This window comes from Methylobacterium sp. Leaf111 (genome assembly GCF_001423285.1).
Taxonomy (GTDB): Bacteria; Pseudomonadota; Alphaproteobacteria; order Rhizobiales; family Beijerinckiaceae; genus Methylobacterium.
In genome coordinates this window covers 700,380-718,564 of record NZ_LMNE01000001.1, presented here as the reverse complement: position 1 = coordinate 718,564, position 18,185 = coordinate 700,380, and the positions used below count along the sequence as shown (strand labels likewise).

Below are 18,185 nucleotides of genomic sequence, written 5' to 3'. Positions count from 1 at the left end.
GGTCCTGTGCGAGGATCAAGGGTGCAGGATCGTCCGAGCCGAAGGGCATCGGGGGGAGCGTGGCCGGAGGGACGATTGAGTAGGACCGGCGATGCGCCCGAGACGGGGCCCGAGGCTCTGGCGCGCTACGACATCCTGGATACCGCGCCCGAGGACGCGTTCGAGGACATCGTGACGCTCGCATCCCGTCTGCTGGAGATGCCGGTCTCGCTGGTCTCCCTGGTGGATACCGATCGCCAATGGTTCAAGGCCCGGGTCGGCTTCGCGCGCCCCGAGACCGCGCTCACGGAGTCGATCTGCGCCCACGCGGTGCGGCAGGACGGGCTCTTCGTCATCCCCGACACGACGCGGGATTCGCGCACCGCGGAAAACCCCCTCGTCACCGGCGAACCGCACGTCCGGTTCTACGCCGGCATGCCCCTGCGCACGCCGGAGGGGACGGCCCTGGGGACCCTCTGCGTCCTCGACACGCGGCCGCGCGAGCTCTCCGAGGCGCAGGGCTTCATCCTGCGCACCCTCGCCGGCCAGGTGATGACCGAGCTCAACCTGCGGCGCGCCCTGAAGGAGCGCCGCGCGAGCGACCGACACAATGCGGCGATCATCGGGAGCGCCATCGATTACGGCATCGTCACCCTGGATCTCGCCGGCCGTGTCACGAGCTGGAATCCAGGCGCCGAATGCGTCCTCGGCTGGAGCGAGGCCGAGATTCTGGGCCAGCCCGCCGACTTCTTCTTCACGCCGGAAGACCGGACGCGCGGAATACCCGATCACGAGATGCGCGTCGCCCGCGATCTCGGCCGGGCCAACGACGAGCGCTGGCACATGCGCAAGGACGGCTCGCGCTTCTGGGGCATGGGCGAGATGATGCCCCTCAAGGATGAGGCGGACCGGCAGGTCGGCTATCTCAAGATCCTGCGCGACCGCACGGCCCAGCGCCAGGCGGACGAGGCCCTGCGCAAGCAGACGGCCCTCCTGCAGACCGTCACCGATCACCTCAGCGAGGCGGTGTTCCGCCTGAACGAGGACGACGTCGTCATTTTCGCCAATCCGGCCGCCGAGGCGATGCTCGGCTGGCCCCGCGGCAGCCTGATCGGCCGCAACCTCCACGACACGGCCCATCACCACCATCCCGACGGGCGGCCGTTCCCGCGCGAGGACTGCGAGGTCGTCCGCTCCCTTCGCAGCGGCGTCGCCCTGCGCGACCGCGAGGCGACGTTCTTCCGTCAGGACGGATCACCCATCGACGTCATCACCAGCAACGCCCCCATCGTCGAGGACGGGGTGGTGCAGGGCGCCGTCCTGACCCTGACGGACATCACCGAACGGAAAACGGCCAATGCCCGGCTGCGCCGGAGCGAGGAGCGCCTGAGCCTCGCCCTCAACGCGTCCGGCATGATCGGCACCTGGGACTGGGACCTGCGCGACGACGTGGTCTACGCCGATCCGAACTTCGCGCGGATCTACACCGTGGATCCGGAGCGCGCCGCCCTGGGCGCGCCCCTGGCGGACTACATCCGGAACTTCCACCCGGACGACCTGCCGCGATTCCAGGAGGAGCTCGACCGCCTCTTCGCGGGGGCCAAGGAATTCGCCTGCGAGTATCGGATCCTCCAGCTGGATGGCTCCCATCGCTGGGTGATCGCCCGCGGAAGCCTCGTGCGCGCCGCCGACGGGACGCCGCTGCGGTTTCCGGGGGCGTCGGTGGACATCACCGAGCGCAAGCGCGCCGAGGAGCGTCAGGCGGCCCTGGTCGAGCTCGGTGAGCGCCTGCGGGAGTTGCAGGATCCCGGCGAAATCGCGTTCGTGGCCGCCGAGATCGCGGGTCGGACCCTCGGCTTGACCCGCGCCGCCTACGGTGTCCTGGACGATTCGGGCGTCTATCTCGACATCATCCGGGACTGGACCGTGCCGGGGGCGAGCACCCTCGTCGGACGCCACCGCTACGCCGATTACGGCTCCTACCTGTCGGAGCTGCGCCAGGGGCGCGACGTCGTCATCGCGGACGTGGAGACCGACCCCCGCACCGCCGACCGATTCGAGGCTTTCCGCGCCCTCGACGTGCGCACCGTCATCAACCTGCCGCTGATGGAGCGCGGGCAGCTCGTGGCGGTGTTCTGCCTGCACGATTCGAAGCGGCGGGACTGGACGCCGGACATCCTCGATTTCGTGCGCAACGTGGTCGACCGCACCCGCGCCGCCGTGGCCCGCCTGCGGGCCGAGCAGCAGCAGGAGCTGGTCAACCGCGAACTCAGCCATCGGATGAAGAACCTGCTGGCGATGGTGCAGTCGATCGCGACCCAGACCATGCGCAGCGCCATCGATGTGGACACGGCCAAGGAGGTGCTCGCCGGCCGCCTCATCGCCCTGGGCCAAGCCCATGACCTGTTGATGGGCGGCGCCCTCGGCAGCACCCTGATCGGCCCGGTGGTGCGTGGCGCTTTGAAGCTGCACGAGGATCGCGCGGGCCGTTTCCGCCTCGACGGGCCGGACCTGGAGATCGGTGCCAAGCCGGCCCTGTCCCTGGCGCTGATGCTGCACGAGCTCGCCACCAACGCGGCCAAGTACGGGGCGCTCTCGGATGAGGATGGCCACGTGGCGATCCGCTGGGAGGTCCGCGACGAGGCCGGCGAGCCGACCCTCGCCTTCTCCTGGGCCGAGATCGGCGGCCCCCCGGTGACGCGGCCGACCCGCAAGGGGTTCGGCTCGCGCTTCATCGAGCGTGGGCTCGCCGGCCAGGTCGGCGGCACCATCGCCCTCGATTTCCCCGCCGACGGCGTCACCTGCGCCATCGCCGCGCCCCTGGCGGCCTTCCAGGCCGACGGCTGAGACGGGCTGCGCTCGATCGAAGCGGTCCCCGGATCGGCACGCCTGCGCGGCGCTCGAGCCAAGCCCGGATCCGCCCTCCGGAAGGGATCGAACGACTTTCGTATGAGTCGCCGCATGCCTGCGCCTCGACCCTGGACATTTCCTGGGCAGTGCCGTCTCGCGCGGCAATCCGGCGCCGTGGACCGCCGCAGGCGAAGGCCTGCGCATCGGGTCAGCGTGGCGAGGAACGGCATTCCGAAAAATTGGCACGTTCGGTGCTTGGCTCGATCCGTCGCCGGTCGGCGACGCGCGGAGCAAAGGCGCTCCGCATGCGGACGGCGTGAGTCCGGATCCCTTGGCATGAGCGGCCGCCCTGCGGCCGCGAACCTCGAGACGCACTCCATGGCCAGCTTCAAGACCGTGATGAAATCCGGTCATCCTCCGACCCTGTTTGCCGCCTTCCTCTACTTCGATTTCTGCTTCGCGATCTGGGTGCTCAACGGCGCCATGGGTCCGTTCATCACCGAGACCTACAAGCTGACCCCGGCCCAGACCGGATTCATGATCTCGCTGCCGATCCTGGCCGGTGCGATCATGCGCTTCCCGCTCGGGGTGCTGGCCCAGTATATCGGCCGCAAGAACGCCGCCATCACCGAGATGACGGTGATCATGTTCGCGATGGCCTTCGGCTTCTTCTACGTGAACACCTACGACGAGGTGCTCGCCATGGGCGTGCTCCTCGGCATCGCCGGGGCCTCCTTCGGCGTCGCCCTGTCCCTCGGCTCGGGCTGGTTCCCCAAGGAGCACAAGGGCCTCGCCATGGGCATCGCCGGGGCGGGCAATTCCGGCACCGTGCTGGCCGTGCTGTTCGCGCCGCCCCTGGCCCAGGCCTATGGCTGGCAGACCGTCTACGGCTTCGCCGGCTGCGCCATGGCGATCCCGCTCATCGTCATGATCGTCTTCGCCAAGGAGCCGCCGGACGCCGAGCACCAGTCCTTCCGGGAGCACGTCTCCTGCCTGTTCCAGAAGGACGGCTGGGCCTTCAACCTGATCTACATCATCACCTTCGGCGGCTTCATCGGCCTGTCGAACTTCCTGCCGACCTTCTTCTACGAGCAGTTCGCCGTGACCAAGGTCGAGGCCGGCCGGTTGACCATGCTGGCGGCGCTGATGGGATCCGGCATCCGCGTCGCCGGCGGCTACTTCGCCGACCGCCTCGGGGGCATCCTGGTGCTGTCCGTCGTGCTGATCGCCGCGGTGGGCTCGTTCCTGCTCCTGACCGCGTCGCCCTCCCTGGCGCTGACCACGGCCCTGTTCATGCTGTGCTTCGCCGCCCTCGGGGCCGGCAACGGCGCCCTGTTCCAGCTCGTGCCCCTGCGCTGGCCCGCCAACACGGCGGTGGCCGGCTCAATGATCGGCGAGGTCGGAGCCCTCGGCGGCGCCATCCTGCCCAACGTGATGGGCCTGTCGAAGCAGTATACCGGCTCCTTCGCCCTCGGCTTCGTCGGCTACGCCGTCTTCGCCGCGCTCGTGCTGGTCTGCCTGTTGGTGTGGCAGCGCAAATGGGTCGGCACCTGGGTCGGCCCGCGCGGCAAGGTGCTGACGCCGGGCACGCCGGAGCCCGCCGAGGCCGGCCGTCTCGGCCCGCTGACGGCCTGAACCGCGCCCCTCAGCCGATCTCCTCCGCCACCAGCGCGAAGGTCAGGACATCCACCGCCGCCGCGCCGCCGCGCAGGAGCACCCGCGCGGCGGCGTTGGCCGTCGCGCCGGTGGTCATCACGTCGTCGATCAGGAGAATGCGCCGCCCCTGAAGCCGGGGGCGCATCGACTCCGGCACCTGGAAGGCGCCCTGGAGGTTCGTCGCCCGGGCCACCCGGCTCAAGCCGACCTGCGGGCGCGTCGCCTTCACGCGCGCGAGGGCGCCCGGCTCGAAAGGCCGCCCGGCGATCCGGCCGATCCGGCGCGCCAGGAGCGCGGCCTGATTGAAGCGGCGGCGCCACAGGCGCCAGCGGTGGAGCGGCACCGGCACGAGGCAATCCGCGCGGGCGAGGAGCGCCGCGCCGGCCCCCGCCATCATCCCGGCGAGGACGGGGCCGAGGTCCAGGCGGTCCTCATATTTCAGCCGGTGCACGAGGTCGCGGGCGACGCCCTCGTAGAGCGCCACCGCCCGCGCCTGTGCGAAGACCGGGGGATCGGCGATCGCGCGGGGGGACAGCAGGGCGCCGGTTCCGTGATCGACGGCGAAGGGGGTCCCGAAGCGATCGCAGCAAGGCGGCGCGATCAGGCGCAGCCCCGACCAGCAGCAGGCGCAGAGGGCGTGCGGGTCGGCAATGGCGCCGCCGCAGCCGGGGCAGGTCGGCGGATAGACGAGGGCGAGGCCGCCGCGGAGGGCGGCCCGCAATCCCGTGGTGACGGCGCGGGCGGCAGGAGCCATGACGGCCATCCTACCACCCGCACCAAGCGGATGCGACCCCTGGTTGTTCTCAGCGGGTCTGCGGCTGCGGCTGGGCCGGGTTCTGCTCGCGGTCGCGCTTGTTGGCCTGGTGGCGGCCGACGGCGCAGCCGGCCGCGGCGCCGAGGACGCCATGACCCGCCACGTGGCCGGCGACGCCGCCCACGAGGGCGCCCTTGATGCAACCCTTGGCCTCGGCTCCGGTGGTGGCAAGGCTGATGCCCGTGAGGGTGAGGGCCGCGCCGAACAGGATGGACTTCATGGCGTCTGATCTCCTCGATTCGTCGTCGAATCGCTGGGCCTCAACAGCGAGGGACGGAGAGACGTTCCGTCCCGGTAGCGGCTGGCGCCCGCGCCGTCGGCGCTCCATCTAGATCGTGATGACCGCGCCTCCGCTGTTCGATACGGGCCTCGCCCGCCGCCGCCTCGCCCGTGCCCACCGGGCCGGCTATGCCGACTTCCTGCTGCGCCGGGTCGTCGACGATCTCGACGACCGCCTCGGCGCGGTGCTGCGGACCTTCACGGAGGCCGTCGACCTCGGCACCCCCGCGTCCCTCGCCGCCGAGCGCCTGCGCGCCTCCGGTCGGGTCGGGCACGTCACCCGTCTGGCACCCCGGGCGGAGGCCGGCGCGGTGCTGGCCGACCCCGAAGCCCTGCCGCTGGCCCCCGCCCGGTTCGACCTCGCCGTCTCGCTCCTCGCCCTGCAGCACGTCAACGACCTGCCGGGTGCCCTGGCGCAGTTGCGCCGGGCTCTGCGCCCCGACGGGCTGTTCATCGGCTGCCTCCTCGGCGGCCGGACCCTGACCGAGCTGCGCCAGGTGTTTGGGCAGGCGGAGAGCGAGGTGGAGGGCGGCGTCAGCCCGCGCGTGGCCCCCTTCGCCGAGGTCCGCGAGATGGGCAGCCTGCTTCAGCGGGCCGGTTTCGCCCTGCCGGTCACCGACGTCGAGACCGTCACGGTGCGCTACCGCGATCCGATCGCGCTCATGCACGACCTGCGTGCCATGGGGCTGACCAACGTCCTGGTCGACCGCCGCCGGACCCCCCTGCGCCGCGACACGCTTCTGCGGGCCGCCGCGCTCTACGCCGAGCGCTTCGCCGATCCGGACGGGCGCCTGCGTGCCAGCTTCGAGATCCTGTGGCTTTCCGGCTGGGCCCCGCACGAGAGCCAGCAGAAGCCCCTGAAGCCGGGCACCGCCCAGACGCGCCTCGCCGAGGCCCTGGGCACCACCGAACGCAAGACCGAGGGACAGGAATCATGAGAGAGCCCGGACCCGACCATCCGATCACCGTCGCGCCGCATCCGGGGAAGTTGCGTCTCCGGCTCGCGGGGACGCTCATCGCGGAGACCGAGTCCGCCCTCGTGCTCACCGAGGCGAACTATCCGCCGGTCTTCTACATTCCGCGGGCCGATGCCCGATGGGCGCACTTCACCCCGAGCGTCCGCCACAGCCATTGCCCCTACAAGGGTGACGCCCGCTACTTCACGCTGACGACGCCGGACGCCACCCGGCCAGACGCGGTCTGGAGCTACGAGGCACCCTATCCGGCGGTGGCCGCCATCGCCGGGCATCTCGCGTTCTATCCGGACAAGATCGACCCGATCGAGCAGGACTGAGCAGGCCCGGCCCTCAGTCCCGGACCTGGGACCAGAACGCGGCCTTGCGCCCGTGAAGCCGGCGCAGCGTGCCGCGATAGGCCTCCGGATCCTCCGTCAGCCCGTCGAGGGCCTCGAGGTAGCGGGCCGCGTGGCCGTAGGCGGCGCTGCGGCCGTGCTCGAGGATGGAATCGATGAGCAGGCGGTAGAGCTCGGCCGCCGCCTCCGGCTGCGTCCGCTCCAGGGCCTCGGCGGCGGGCGCCAGGATCTCGTAGCGGCTCCCGTCCCAGCTGCCGCGATGGGCCATCACCAGGCGAGCGGCGCGGGTCGAATTCGGCCAGTGCGTGAGGAAGGCGAGCGCCCGGTACCGGTCCGGATGAGCCACCGCATGATCGAAGGCCCGATCCAGCGCCGCGTCGTCCTCGAAGTCGGGCAGCTTGGCGAGATAGGTCCGCAGCATCGCGGGGTCGAGGTTGCGCCCGAAGGCCTCCCAGCGCAGGGCCTGCGCGGCCTGCGTCTGGCCGAGGCTGTCCAGGATGCGGATCTCCACGGCCTGTCGCGCGCGTTCCGGGGCATCGGGGTCGAAATGCCCGGTGAGCAGTGCCTCCCGGGTGACCACCACCGGTCCCCGCTTCTGCGGACGGCGAATCCAGTCCAGGGCCTCCGGGGCCCGGCCCGCCGCCAGCAGACGCTCGGCGATCCGCACCCGGTCCGGCTGTTCGGGCGACACCGCCTGCTCGAAGGCGATGAAGGCATCGACGTCGCCGGCCCGGTCGGCGAGGGCTTGGCGCATGCGCACGAGGCGGCTGCGGGCGAGCTGAGACGCCCACGCCTTCTCGCCGCCGGTCCGGCCTTCTGCGGCCGGGGGCGTGGCGTCCGCGAGGGCCGCGTCGAGGGGGGGCAGGGCTGCCTCCGGCAGCCGCGGGATCAGGTCGTGCATCAGGGTCTCCACGAAGCCGTACCCGTCGGCGCCGAGGCGGGTCACCAGCCCCGTGGCGACCCCGGCCGCTGCGTCCGCGGGGAGATCGACGATGAGGGAAGCGGCCGCATCGACCGCCCGTTCGTAGACCCCGTGGATGCGCCCGCTCGAATCCTCCGCGCGTCCGAGGACGTCGTTGGCCCCGCCGAGGAAGCGGATCAGCCGGTCGAGGGCCGCCCGCGGGTCCAGGGCGGCGAGCTCGGTCACCACCGTGGTGAGCATGGCGTCGAGATCGGCGGCGAAGGCCCGCTGCTTCTGCCAGTCGATGTAGCCCTGGCCCCGCTCCAGGGCGGTGAGCCGCCGGTCGATCAGCGCCGCGATGGCGTCCGGCCCCTGCAGGCTCGCCACCGCCGCGGTCACCAGCTTCTTGAAGGTCGGGTTCCGCGCCGTCTCCGACAGGACGAGGCCGATCAGGCGCTCCAGCCCGAGCGCGGTCAGGGTCTCGGGGCTCGGCGTGGTCTTTCGCGAGGCGCGCTTAGGCTTGCTCGCGTCGGACTTGGGCTCGCTCGCGGCGCGCTTGGGCGCGCTCGCGGCGCGCTCGGGCTTGCTCGCGGCGGACGTGTCCGCAACGGGCGGCCGAACGGCCGCCGCCTTCGTCGCCGGTTTCGCCGCTGCCCTGCGTGCCATGCACCGTTCTCCCTCTCCCGACAGGGCAAGTCGTTTCCCGACAGGGCAGATCGCGCCGGACGGGATCTGCCCGTCAGAACTGGATCAGGGTCCGAGCAGATCCAGCAGGAAGGGAATCAGCGGCGCATCGGCCGGCGGCATCGGCTGGTCCTTGAGGTCGCGCGGACGCACCCACTTCAGCGCCTGCCCCTCCATGGAGCGCGGCAACCCGTCCCAGCGCCGGCAGATGTAGAGCGGCATCAGGAGGTGGAAGTCCGGATAGGCGTGGCTCGCGAAGGTGAGGGGGGCGAGGCAGGCCTCCTGCACGGTGATGCCGAGTTCCTCGAAGAGCTCGCGGATCAGGGTCTCCTCCGGCCGCTCGCCCGGGTCGACCTTGCCGCCGGGAAATTCCCAGAGGCCGGCGAGCTGCTTGCCGGGCGGGCGCTGGGCGAGGAGCACGCGTCCATCGGTGTCGACCAGCGCGACGGCGACGACGAGGAGGATGCGCAGGGGCGCGGGCGTCGCCGGGGTCATGGGGCGATCGCGAAGGTCGCGGCGACATCGGCGGCGGTCTCGATGGTGCCGGCGACGAGGGGCACCGGCGTGCCGCCGCGCTTGGCGCGCATGGGCGCGGGCGCCGCGAAAGCGATCGGCGGCCCCGAGGACGTCGCCGGGGACTGGATCGACACCACCCGCCCGAGGGTGACGCCGGCCGCCTCGGCCAGCCGTTCGGCCTGGGTCCGTGCATCCTTCATCGCCGCGCTGCGCACGGCGCTTTCGGCCGCGTCGGGATCGCGCAGGCCGAAGCCGACGCCGTCGATGCGGTTCGCCCCCCCGTCGAGGGCCCGCCGCATCAGGTCGCCGAGGCGCCCCATATCGGCGAGGCGCACCCGCACCGTGTTGGCGGCGCGGTAGCCGTCCGGCTTCTCGGCGAAGGACCCGTCCGCCTGTCGGACCGAGCGGGTGACCGGCTGCAGCGTCACCGCGGAGGTGCCGAGATCCGCCTCCGGCACCTTGAAGTCGGCGGCCAGCGCCAGGATCGCCTTCGCGGCGGTGCTGGCGCCGTCGAGGGCGGCGGCCGGGGTCGCGCCCCTGGCCTCGACGCCGATCTCCACCGAGGCGAAGTCCGGTGCCACTTCGGATCTGGCGCGTCCGACGACGCTGATCCGGCCCTCGGCGAGCCCCGGCCTGTCCTCGGCCCGCGCCGCGCCCGGGACGTCGAGCAGGGCGAGCGCCAGGAAGGCGGAGAGGGCGACCGCCTGGGCGCGCCTCATGAGCGGTAATCCCCGTTGATCTCGATGTAGAGCTTGGTCAGGTCGCAGGTCCAGACGCGTGCGCTGCCCTCGCCGAGACCGAGATCGACCCGCACGGTGACGTCGGACTCGCGCATCACGGCGCTCGCCGCCGCTTCGCTGTAATCGGGATCGCGGGCGCCCGCGCGCGCCACGCGCACGTCGCCGAACCAGATCGCGAGGCGGTCGCGGTCGGCCGGCTCGCCGGCCTTGCCCACCGCCATCACCACCCGGCCCCAGTTGGCATCCTCGCCCGCGATGGCGGTCTTCACCAGGGGCGAGTTGGCGATCGACATCGCGATGCGGTGGGCCGAGGCGTCGCTGGTCGCCCCCGTGACCCGCACGGTGACGAATTTGCGGGCCCCCTCGCCATCCCGGGCGACGAGCTGGGCCAGATCGACCAGGAGGTCGTCGAGGGCGGCGCGGAACCCGGAGAGGCGCGGATCGCCGGCATCGGACATCGCGGCGTTGCCGGCCTCGCCCGTCGCGAACAGCATCAGGGTGTCGGAGGTGGAGGTGTCGCCGTCGACGGTCACGCAGTTGAAGCTGGTGGCCGTGCCGGCGGAGAGGAGCGCCTGGAGCACCCCCTGGGGTAGGGCGGCATCGGTGAAGACGAAGCTCAGCATCGTCGCCATGTCGGGGGCGATCATGCCCGCGCCCTTGGCGATACCGTTGAGGGTGACGGTGACGCCGTCGATGGTGGCCCGGCGCGTGGCGAGCTTGGGGAAGGTGTCGGTGGTCATGATGGCCTGGGCGGCCGCGGCCCAAGCCTCGGCGCCGTCCCGGGTCCGCCCGGCGCAGTCGGCCAGCACGCCCTCGAACTTGCTGGCGTCGAGGGGCTCGCCGATCACGCCGGTGGAGGCGATGAAGATCTCCTCCGGCCGGCACTGTGCCGCCTCGGCGGCGATCCGGGCCGTCAGTGCAACGGCCTCGCGCCCGCGCAGGCCCGTGAAGGCATTGGCGTTGCCGGAATTCACCACGAGGGCTCGGGCACCCGCACTGCCCAGCGCCTCGCGGCACCAATCCACCGGAGCGGAGGGGCATTTCGAGCGGGTGAACACGCCGGCCGCCTGCGTGCCCGCGGCGAGCGCCACGTAGAGCACGTCGGTCCGCCCGGAATAGCGGATGCCCGCCTGCGCGGTCGCGAGCCCGACGCCGCGAATCGCCGGGAGCTGCGGTTGTGTCTGGGGCGCCAGCGGCGAGACGGGGGGGCTCTTGGCAGACGACATGGGCGAGGGCTCCGGATCTCCGCGGCCGTCTCGGGCGCGCGGCGAGGCCGGTGTTGCCCCGCGCGCGCCGTCCGCGTCAACCGCGACCACCGTCATCCCCCTGTCGCATCGGACGCGACGGCCACGAGTCCTGTCAGACCAGGGACTTGTCCAGGGGATCCGCTTGCAGACCTGAGCCAGTGCTGCGGTGCAGCATCGTGTCGTGCGGGAGTTCTCCGGGTCGACGGTCCGGGACATCAGACGAAGGCGGGCCCGAAAGACACTCGCCTCGGCAGGATGGGGGGCTTGTCTGTACGAGCGAACGTGACATAGCATGCTGCGACGCACAGTTTCCGAGGTGATCGGCACGGATGTCCAGGCGCGAGGGGGGAGTCTCGACTATGGAACGACCGACTTCGCCAGGTGGCGCCTACGGCGTTCAGGTTCTGATCGCCGGTCGCCAGAAGCATTGGCGCGATGAGGTGACGTCGCAGATTCGACGAGCGGGCTTCGCGGCCACCACGGTGGATTGCGGCGTCGACGCGATGACGGTCCTGGCCCTCGGCCTTCCCGTCGATGTTCTCGTGACGGACGTCAGCCTGCAGGGCAAGCTCTGCTGCCAGAAGCTGGCCTTGGAAGCCCGTGCTCTACGCCCGGACCTTCGCATCGTCTTTGCCAGCGACTTGGAATCGCTGGCGAGCGAAGACGATCCGACGCCGTGGCTCGAGGAGCTGTTCGACGCCCAATTCCCCGACGACCGCGACGGCCTGATCGCGGTCCGGCGCATCGACAACGTCGCCAGCACGGTGCGGGACGCTCTGCGCAGCCCTGCCTGATCTCATCCGCCTTCGCTGCACGCGACCGGCTCTTCGAAAGCGTCCCCTTCGGGATCGACCGGCGGTGCCGTTGGCCTCCGATTGGCGAGCCGAATACCCCAACGACGTGACGGTTTTCTGACGGTCCGGTGCGGGTCAGACCTGCGATGCCCGGAAACGAAAAACGCCCTCGCAGGCATGCGAAGGCGTCCGTTCAACCCATCCGGGCCGGATCACTGCGCCTTGGGGGCGTCCGCCGGCTTCGGATTGGCATCCGTGTTCGTCTTGGTGGCATCCGCATTGGGCTTGGCCTTGCCGAGGTAGACGTATTCCGGCGCGGCGCGGAGCTGGTCCTTGTTGGTGTCGATGGTCGCCTTCAGGGTGGTGTCGTCGACGCGGACGAGCTTCATGGCGCTCGGGTCGATGGCCACGTACTTCGTGCCGATCCCGAGGAAGCCGCCGACGCCGACCACCCACGACTTGACCGTATTCTTCTCGTCGAGCACGACGTCGGCGATCTCGCCGATGGTCTCGTTGGCGGCGTTCTGGATGGTCAGGCCAACCAGCTTCGACGTGACCATGTCGCTCTTGTTCTGCACCACGAAGGTGGGGCGCAGATCGTTGGCGAGGGTCGCGGGGGCGGCCTGGACCGGTGCCGGCGAGGCGGCGGGCGCGGTGGCATCCGGCGACTGAGCGAGGGCGAGGGTGGCGCTGGCAGCGAGGAGAGTCGTGCCGAGCAACAGGCTGCGCATGGACGAAGTCTTTCGAAAGGTCGGGCCGAAGGGCGAACGAGGGGGGCCGTGGTGCCACAGCTCAAGTTCAAGCTTCCGCCAAAGGTTCCCGCGATCCGGCATGGTGAATGGACGAACGCCGGTCGGGCCTTAGATTTCTCGGTCCAAGGGGCGGCGGAACCGGTCCGCGCGCCCGTAACGGGGTGCCGCACCATGTCGAACGTCCTGCTGCCCAACGCCCGGCCCGCCAACGCCCGGCTCGCGCGGTTGCCGCGCCGTCACGCCCTCGCGTTGCTCGGTGGGGCCCTCGTCTGCGGAGTCCGCCCGGCCGTGGCCGACGCCAGGAAGGCGGGCGACTTCGCCTTCGAGACGCCGGAGGGCGGAACCCTGCCGCTCTCGGCCTATGCCGGTCGGCCCATCCTCGTGGTCAATACGGCTACGGCCTGCGGCTATGCCGGGCAATTCACGGGGCTGCAGGGCCTCTGGACCCGCTTCGGTGACCGAGGCCTCACCGTCATCGCGGTGCCGTCGCCCGATTTCGGCAACCAGGAACCCCTGGACGGCGTCGCCATCGCGGAGGCCGCCCGCAAGAACCATGGCGTGACCTTCCCTGTCACCGCCAAGACCCATGTCCGGGGTCCCGCCGCGCATCCGTTCTATCGCTGGGCGGCCGCCGAGAAGCCCGGCAGCACGCCCGGCTGGAACTTCCATAAGTATCTGGTCGACCGCGACGGCAGCCTGATCGGCGCCTTCTCGTCCTCGGTCGAGCCCAACGATCCGCGCATCGTCACCGCGATCGCCAACGCGCTGCCCGCCGCCTGAGCGTTCAGCGCGGGATGTCCCGGGGCGGGCGCAGGGACCCCGGTGGAGGCGGTGCGCGGCGGGGGCGCCGGGCCCGCTCCGACGTCCCGCGCACCGGCGGCGAGGCGTAGTTCGAGGCGAAGGGATTGGCCGGGGTGCGATCGGCGCTGCCGAACAGGCTGAACTCCGCCCGGGCGCCCTGATCCGCGCCCAGCAGCGTCAGGAGGAGAGCGAGGCAAAGGCGGCGCATGCGTGTTCCCGGGGTCGGCTGACTGCCTTGTCCCGATATCGCAAACCCCCACATCCCGCGAGAGGCCGCCCCGGAATCACCCTGAGATCCGGGCTGGCGCGGGACGGGTCGAGGAACGGGATGATGAAGCCGCACCGGTTCGAGCAGGCGGGTATCGTCTTCGAGATCGCCTTCGAGCGGGCGCCGGAGGGCTGGGTCGCCCATATCCGCCGCTCCGATAGCGAAACCACCCACGCGATCGGGTTTCCCGATGGGCCGGGCTACGACCCCGCCGATGTGCGCGGTTCGCTGATCGCGGGCTGCGCGGCGGCGCTTCCCAACCTGTCCTGGGCGAGCCCGACCCGACACTGAGCGGAACCTCCCGAACCGCCCCGTGTTCGCCCTCCCGGATGCTGCGCTCGCAGACGCGCGGGTGCGTGAAACGGGAAGGAACAGCCGATGTCCGAGATCACCTATCGCATCGTCGAGCACGATGGCGGCTTCGCCTACAAGGTCGGCGACGTGTTCTCAGAGACCTATCCGAGCCATGACGAGGCCCTGCAGGCGGCCCAGGCCGCCGCGGCCGAGCAGCAGGTTCCGGGTTCGACGGAGGGCATCCGCTACCAGGACAGCCAGGGCGCCTGGCACGACGAGACCGCCCAGGGCAACGATCGTCCGACGGCGCGCGTGGTCGATTGACGTCCGGTCCCGGTCCGGCGGCGCTCAGGCCGAGCGTCGCCGGGGCGGGGTCCCACCGGCCGGCCAGGCGGCCAGGGCCGGCTCGACCTCGAGGCCCGGTCCGGTCCCCGCGCGAGGGGGCGCGCCCTCGCATTTGGTGCGGTTGCGCCCCGCCGACTTCGCCCGGTAGAGCGCCGCATCGGCGGCCTCCACCAGGGCGGCCGGGGTCTCCGCGCCGTCCGGGCTCGCCGCGACGCCGACGCTGATGGTGACGTGGTCCAGGCCGTCGCCGCGCCCGGCATGGGGCAGGGCGAGGGCATTGAGCGACTGGCGGACCCGCTCCGCCAGGACGATGGCCGCCGCGCTGTCGAGGCCCGGCAGCAACAGGGCGAATTCCTCGCCGCCGTAGCGCGACACGAGGTCGGTGGTCCCGCTGACCCGGGCGGTCAGCAGCCGCGAGATCTCGCACAGGCAAGCATCGCCCGCCCCGTGTCCGTAATGGTCGTTGAAGCGCTTGAAGTGGTCGACATCCACCAGCATCAGGGCGAACGGATCGCCGTCGCGGGAGGCCTGCCACAGGGCTTCGAGACGCTGCGAGAAGGCTCTCCGATTGGCGAGGCCCGTGAGCGGGTCCGTGGTCGAGAGACGGGTCAGCCGGGCGTTGGCGACCACGAGCTGCTGCGCCCGCAAGGATTCCCGCAGCGTGTAGAGGTAGTTGCGTCGGTTGGCGCTCTCGATCTCATGCGCGGCCCCCAGACTGAAGGCGATGCCGATCAGCATGTCGAGCCGGACCAGGCCTGCCAGATCCGAGGCAATCTCCGGGTGGGCGGCGATGGCGAGGCCACCGGCGAGCGCGGTGGTGCCGGAGACGATGCAGGCCCAGGTGAACCGGAGTGCCAGGGAGATGTTGGCGAAGATCACCGTCAGCCAGATCGCCGTGGTCGCGTGGGCGACGTTGGGTCCGTGGCCGAGCCAGAGCGTGAGCACCGGGATCGTCACCGCTGCCAGGACGCCGAGGCCGCACAGGGCCTCCCGAATGGGGGCGCTCACCCGGCTCAGGCCCACGAAGATCCCGATGGCCAGCGGCGTCATCACGGCGAACCGCAGGACCAGGTTCAGCATCGCGACGTCGGGCGTGGTGACGAAGGCGGCCCCGGCATAGAGGTGGAAGACCGCGAGGCCGATGAGGGTGGTGCGCCGCAGGTGCCGAACCCGCCGGCGTCCGGTCTCCGCCTCGAACCGGCTTTCGAGTTCGGCCGGGAAGACGAGGCGCCAGCGCGTCGCCTGCAGCGTCCGTTCGATGAGCACCAGCAGACGGTCGCTGGCGCGAAACGACAGGGAGCCCGGATCGTCGGACGATCGGGCAGCAGACGAAGCGATCACGCGCGGAAAAATCCATGGGCAAGCGGGCGACGGGCAGGCGAGCCACTTCGGCTCCCGGGCGAAGAGTTCGGCTCCCGGGCGAAGAGTTCGGCCCCCGGGCCAAGCGTTCGGCCCCACGGGCAAGAGTGACCGCAACTCCTGTCGGCATGCTTGCCCCGAACGCTAAAATCCGAGCGATCGATGGCACAGAATGACCAGGACGTGTAAAAATGTGCCTGACAATCTTGGGATGTGACGGTGCCCGACCGAATGGACGATTGCCTCCCGGGGGCCACCTCGTGCATGCCTCGTCCAGATCCGGACGCGCGCCGCCGCGGACCGCGTTCGGGGCTGCCCGTCGCCACCCCTCGACCCGGATCTCTACGCCTTCTGGAGCCTGCCCGTGACCCTCTCGAACCCACGCCAGCCCGACCACGACATCGATCCGCTCTTCCTCGAGCGCTGGTCCCCGCGCGCCTTCACGGGCGAGGCCGTGCCGGAATCCGAGCTTCTGCGGATGATCGAGGCCGCCCGCTGGGCGCCGTCCTCCTACAACTCCCAGCCCTGGCGCTTCGTCTACGCCCTGCGCGGAACCCCGGCCTGGGAGACCTTCCTCGACCTGCTGGTGCCGGGAAACCGCAAGTGGGCGGAGGGGGCCGGCGCCCTCGTCGTCCTGGTCTCGAGCAAGCTGATGAAGACCGGTGACGGCCTGACGCCCTCGGCGAGCCATTCCCTCGACACCGGGGCCGCCTCGGCGAACTTCCAGCTCCAGGCGATCCGCCAGGGCTGGCACGTGCACGGCATGGGCGGGTTCGACAAGGCGCGCTCCGTCAGCGTGCTCAACGTGCCGCCGGACCATCAGGTCGAGGCGGCCTACGCCGTCGGGCGCGCGGCGAACCCGGCCGATCTCACCGAGGAGCAGCGGGCCAAGGAGGTGCCGAACGGGCGGCGGCCGATCAGCGACTTCGCCTTCGCCGGTGCCTTCAAGGCCCGCGAAGCCTGAGTCGTCCGCCGTGCTGAGATCCGCCCCCGATTATGCCGGGCTCGTCGCCGGGTTCGCCTGGGACATCCCGGAGCGGTTCAACATCGGCGTCGATGTCTGCGACCGCTGGGCTCTGCGCGCGCCCGATCGGGTCGCGATCCAGGAGCTCGTCGGGGCGCGGGTCTCGGACGTCACCTTCGGCCACCTGAAGGATCGCTCCGATCGTCTGGCGGCCGGGTTGCGGGCCCGGGGCGTGGTGCCCGGCGACCGCGTCGGGGTCCTGCTCCCGCAATCGGCCGCCGTGGTGATCGCCCATGCGGCCGCCTACAAGCTCGGGGCGATCGCGCTGCCGCTCGCGGGCCTGTTCGGGCCGGACGCCCTGCGCTACCGCCTGGCCGATGCCGGGGCCCGCGTCCTGATCACCGACGCGGCGGGCCTTTCCAAGATCGAGGCCCTCCGCGCCGACCTGCCGGACCTCGACCTCGTCGTCTGCGTGGACGGCGCGCGGGGCGAGGCCCTCGGCTGCGATGCCCTGCTCGCCGAGGCGCCGGGCGGGTTCGTGCCGGTCGACACCCGGGCCGACGATCCCGCCCTGATGATCTACACCTCCGGTACGACCGGGCCGGCCAAGGGCGCGCTGCACGCCCACCGGGTGCTCCTGGGGCATCTGCCGGGCTTCTGCATGATGCACGATTTTCCGCCGCAGGCCGGCGACCGGATGTGGACGCCGTCCGACTGGGCCTGGGCCGGCGGCCTCCTCAACGCGACGCTGCCGAGCCTGCATTTCGGCGTGCCGGTGCTGGCCTGCCCGAATTTCCGGTTCGAGCCGGAGGCCGCGTTCCGGCTGATCGCCGAGCGGGCGATCACCCTCGCGTTCCTGCCGCCGACGGCCCTGCGCATGCTGCGCGGCGTCGCCGATCCGCGCGGGCGCTTCGACCTGTCCCGCCTGCGCAACATCGCCTCCGCCGGCGAGGCCCTGGGTCCGGAAACCTTCGACTGGGGGCGGCGCGAACTGGGGCTCACCATCGGCGAGGCCTACGGCCAGACCGAGTGCAACCTCGTCCTGGCCGCCTGCCGGGCGGCCGGGGTGGCGCGGGCCGGCTCCACCGGACGCCCGGTCCCCGGGCACCGGGTCGCGATCCTGCGGCCGGACGGCAGCGAGGCCGCCGCCGACGAGCCCGGCGAGATCGCCGTCGCCCGGCCCGACCCCGTGATGTTCCTGCGCTACTGGAACCAGCCCGAGGCGACGGCGAAGAAGTTCTTCGGTGACTGGATGCTCACCGGAGACACCGCCCGGCGCGACGCCGACGGCTACGTCCACTTCGTCGGGCGCGAGGACGATCTCATCACCTCGGCCGCCTATCGCATCGGTCCCACCGAGATCGAGGATTGCCTCGGCGCGCACCCGGCCGTGGCCCTCGCCGCCGCGGTGGGCAAGCCGGACCCGCTCCGTACCGAGATCGTGAAGGCCTACGTCGTCCTGCGCCCGGGCTACGAGGCCTCGGATGCCCTGGCCGCCGAGATCCAGGCCTTCGTGCGCACCCGCCTCTCGGCCCACGAATACCCGCGCGCGATCGCGTTTCGCGATCATCTGCCGATGACCACCACGGGCAAGATCATCCGCCGGCAGCTGCGCGACGAGGGGTGAGGC

The 18,185-nt window shown here is 71.4% G+C and carries 19 protein-coding genes; 10 read left to right on the top strand and 9 right to left on the bottom strand.

Going from position 1 to position 18,185, the window contains the following annotated elements; translation table 11 throughout:
- Window positions 1–75: 75 nt before the first annotated feature.
- Together ASF41_RS03170 and ASF41_RS03165 are read left to right on the top strand one after the other, a co-directional pair.
- Window positions 76–2,826, top strand: coding sequence for a PAS domain S-box protein (locus ASF41_RS03170; RefSeq protein WP_056490749.1), 2,751 nt, complete (start codon window positions 76–78; stop codon window positions 2,824–2,826).
- A 381-nt stretch (window positions 2,827–3,207) separates the two neighbouring features.
- Window positions 3,208–4,464 (top strand): nitrate/nitrite transporter, encoded by a 1,257-nt coding sequence (locus ASF41_RS03165; RefSeq protein WP_056215392.1) that lies wholly within the window; start codon window positions 3,208–3,210, stop codon window positions 4,462–4,464.
- A gap of 10 nt (window positions 4,465–4,474) precedes the next feature.
- Here the strand turns inward: ASF41_RS03165 and ASF41_RS03160 are convergent, their stop codons facing one another.
- Both ASF41_RS03160 and ASF41_RS03155 read right to left on the bottom strand, forming a co-directional pair.
- Entirely contained in the window at window positions 4,475–5,239 is a 765-nt protein-coding gene (locus ASF41_RS03160) for a ComF family protein (RefSeq protein WP_082503959.1), read from the bottom strand.
- A gap of 49 nt (window positions 5,240–5,288) precedes the next feature.
- A complete protein-coding gene (locus tag ASF41_RS03155; protein ID WP_056214928.1) occupies window positions 5,289–5,519 on the bottom strand; it encodes a hypothetical protein in 231 nt (76 codons plus the stop codon).
- Between the two features lie 118 nt (window positions 5,520–5,637).
- On the opposite strand from ASF41_RS03155, the gene ASF41_RS03150 reads away from it, so the two are divergent.
- Together ASF41_RS03150 and ASF41_RS03145 are read left to right on the top strand one after the other, a co-directional pair.
- On the top strand, window positions 5,638–6,516 hold the full coding sequence (locus tag ASF41_RS03150; RefSeq protein ID WP_200941245.1) for a methyltransferase domain-containing protein: 879 nt from the start codon (window positions 5,638–5,640) through the stop codon (window positions 6,514–6,516).
- Window positions 6,513–6,872, top strand: coding sequence for a DUF427 domain-containing protein (locus ASF41_RS03145; protein ID WP_056490743.1), 360 nt, complete (start codon window positions 6,513–6,515; stop codon window positions 6,870–6,872). The genes ASF41_RS03150 and ASF41_RS03145 overlap by 4 nt, the downstream gene beginning before the upstream one ends.
- A gap of 13 nt (window positions 6,873–6,885) precedes the next feature.
- Here the strand turns inward: ASF41_RS03145 and ASF41_RS03140 are convergent, their stop codons facing one another.
- From ASF41_RS03140 to argJ, 4 genes are all read right to left on the bottom strand, one after another.
- A complete protein-coding gene (locus ASF41_RS03140; protein ID WP_244479533.1) occupies window positions 6,886–8,457 on the bottom strand; it encodes a DUF6880 family protein in 1,572 nt (523 codons plus the stop codon).
- 84 nt (window positions 8,458–8,541) lie between these two features.
- Entirely contained in the window at window positions 8,542–8,970 is a 429-nt protein-coding gene (gene mutT, locus ASF41_RS03135) for an 8-oxo-dGTP diphosphatase MutT (RefSeq protein ID WP_056214936.1), read from the bottom strand.
- Entirely contained in the window at window positions 8,967–9,710 is a 744-nt protein-coding gene (locus ASF41_RS03130) for an SIMPL domain-containing protein (RefSeq protein ID WP_056490741.1), read from the bottom strand. Before ASF41_RS03130 ends, mutT begins: the two co-directional genes overlap by 4 nt.
- Window positions 9,707–10,957: a bifunctional glutamate N-acetyltransferase/amino-acid acetyltransferase ArgJ gene (gene argJ / locus ASF41_RS03125; protein ID WP_056490738.1), complete on the bottom strand. Its 1,251-nt coding sequence runs from the start codon at window positions 10,955–10,957 to the stop codon at window positions 9,707–9,709. The genes ASF41_RS03130 and argJ overlap by 4 nt, the downstream gene beginning before the upstream one ends.
- A gap of 380 nt (window positions 10,958–11,337) precedes the next feature.
- Here argJ and ASF41_RS03120 point away from each other — a divergent pair, with 380 nt between their 5' ends.
- Window positions 11,338–11,772 carry a hypothetical protein gene (locus ASF41_RS03120; protein ID WP_056214943.1) on the top strand — a complete coding sequence of 145 codons (435 nt, stop codon included), beginning with the start codon at window positions 11,338–11,340 and terminating at the stop codon, window positions 11,770–11,772.
- A 212-nt stretch (window positions 11,773–11,984) separates the two neighbouring features.
- On the opposite strand, the gene ASF41_RS03115 is transcribed toward ASF41_RS03120, so the two are convergent.
- Entirely contained in the window at window positions 11,985–12,503 is a 519-nt protein-coding gene (locus ASF41_RS03115; protein WP_056214946.1) for a PRC-barrel domain-containing protein, read from the bottom strand.
- A 192-nt stretch (window positions 12,504–12,695) separates the two neighbouring features.
- On the opposite strand from ASF41_RS03115, the gene ASF41_RS03110 reads away from it, so the two are divergent.
- Window positions 12,696–13,304, top strand: coding sequence for a glutathione peroxidase (locus tag ASF41_RS03110; protein ID WP_056490737.1), 609 nt, complete (start codon window positions 12,696–12,698; stop codon window positions 13,302–13,304).
- Window positions 13,305–13,308: 4 nt separating this feature from the next.
- Here the strand turns inward: ASF41_RS03110 and ASF41_RS03105 are convergent, their stop codons facing one another.
- Window positions 13,309–13,533, bottom strand: coding sequence for a hypothetical protein (locus ASF41_RS03105; RefSeq protein ID WP_056275463.1), 225 nt, complete (start codon window positions 13,531–13,533; stop codon window positions 13,309–13,311).
- 120 nt (window positions 13,534–13,653) lie between these two features.
- Between ASF41_RS03105 and ASF41_RS03100 the strand changes: the two genes are divergently transcribed.
- The gene (locus ASF41_RS03100; RefSeq protein ID WP_244472713.1) at window positions 13,654–13,884 is read left to right on the top strand and encodes a hypothetical protein; all 231 of its coding nucleotides are present in this window, start codon (window positions 13,654–13,656) and stop codon (window positions 13,882–13,884) included.
- Window positions 13,885–13,971: 87 nt separating this feature from the next.
- Window positions 13,972–14,211 (top strand): hypothetical protein, encoded by a 240-nt coding sequence (locus ASF41_RS03095; protein WP_056275467.1) that lies wholly within the window; start codon window positions 13,972–13,974, stop codon window positions 14,209–14,211.
- 24 nt (window positions 14,212–14,235) lie between these two features.
- Here ASF41_RS03095 and ASF41_RS03090 read toward each other — a convergent pair whose 3' ends face one another.
- Window positions 14,236–15,573, bottom strand: coding sequence for a diguanylate cyclase (locus ASF41_RS03090; protein ID WP_056490734.1), 1,338 nt, complete (start codon window positions 15,571–15,573; stop codon window positions 14,236–14,238).
- Window positions 15,574–15,955: 382 nt separating this feature from the next.
- Here ASF41_RS03090 and ASF41_RS03085 point away from each other — a divergent pair, with 382 nt between their 5' ends.
- Window positions 15,956–16,555 (top strand): nitroreductase family protein, encoded by a 600-nt coding sequence (locus tag ASF41_RS03085; protein WP_056490732.1) that lies wholly within the window; start codon window positions 15,956–15,958, stop codon window positions 16,553–16,555.
- Window positions 16,556–16,565: 10 nt separating this feature from the next.
- Window positions 16,566–18,182: an AMP-binding protein gene (locus ASF41_RS03080; RefSeq protein WP_056490729.1), complete on the top strand. Its 1,617-nt coding sequence runs from the start codon at window positions 16,566–16,568 to the stop codon at window positions 18,180–18,182.
- The last annotated feature ends 3 nt before the right edge of the window (window positions 18,183–18,185 follow it).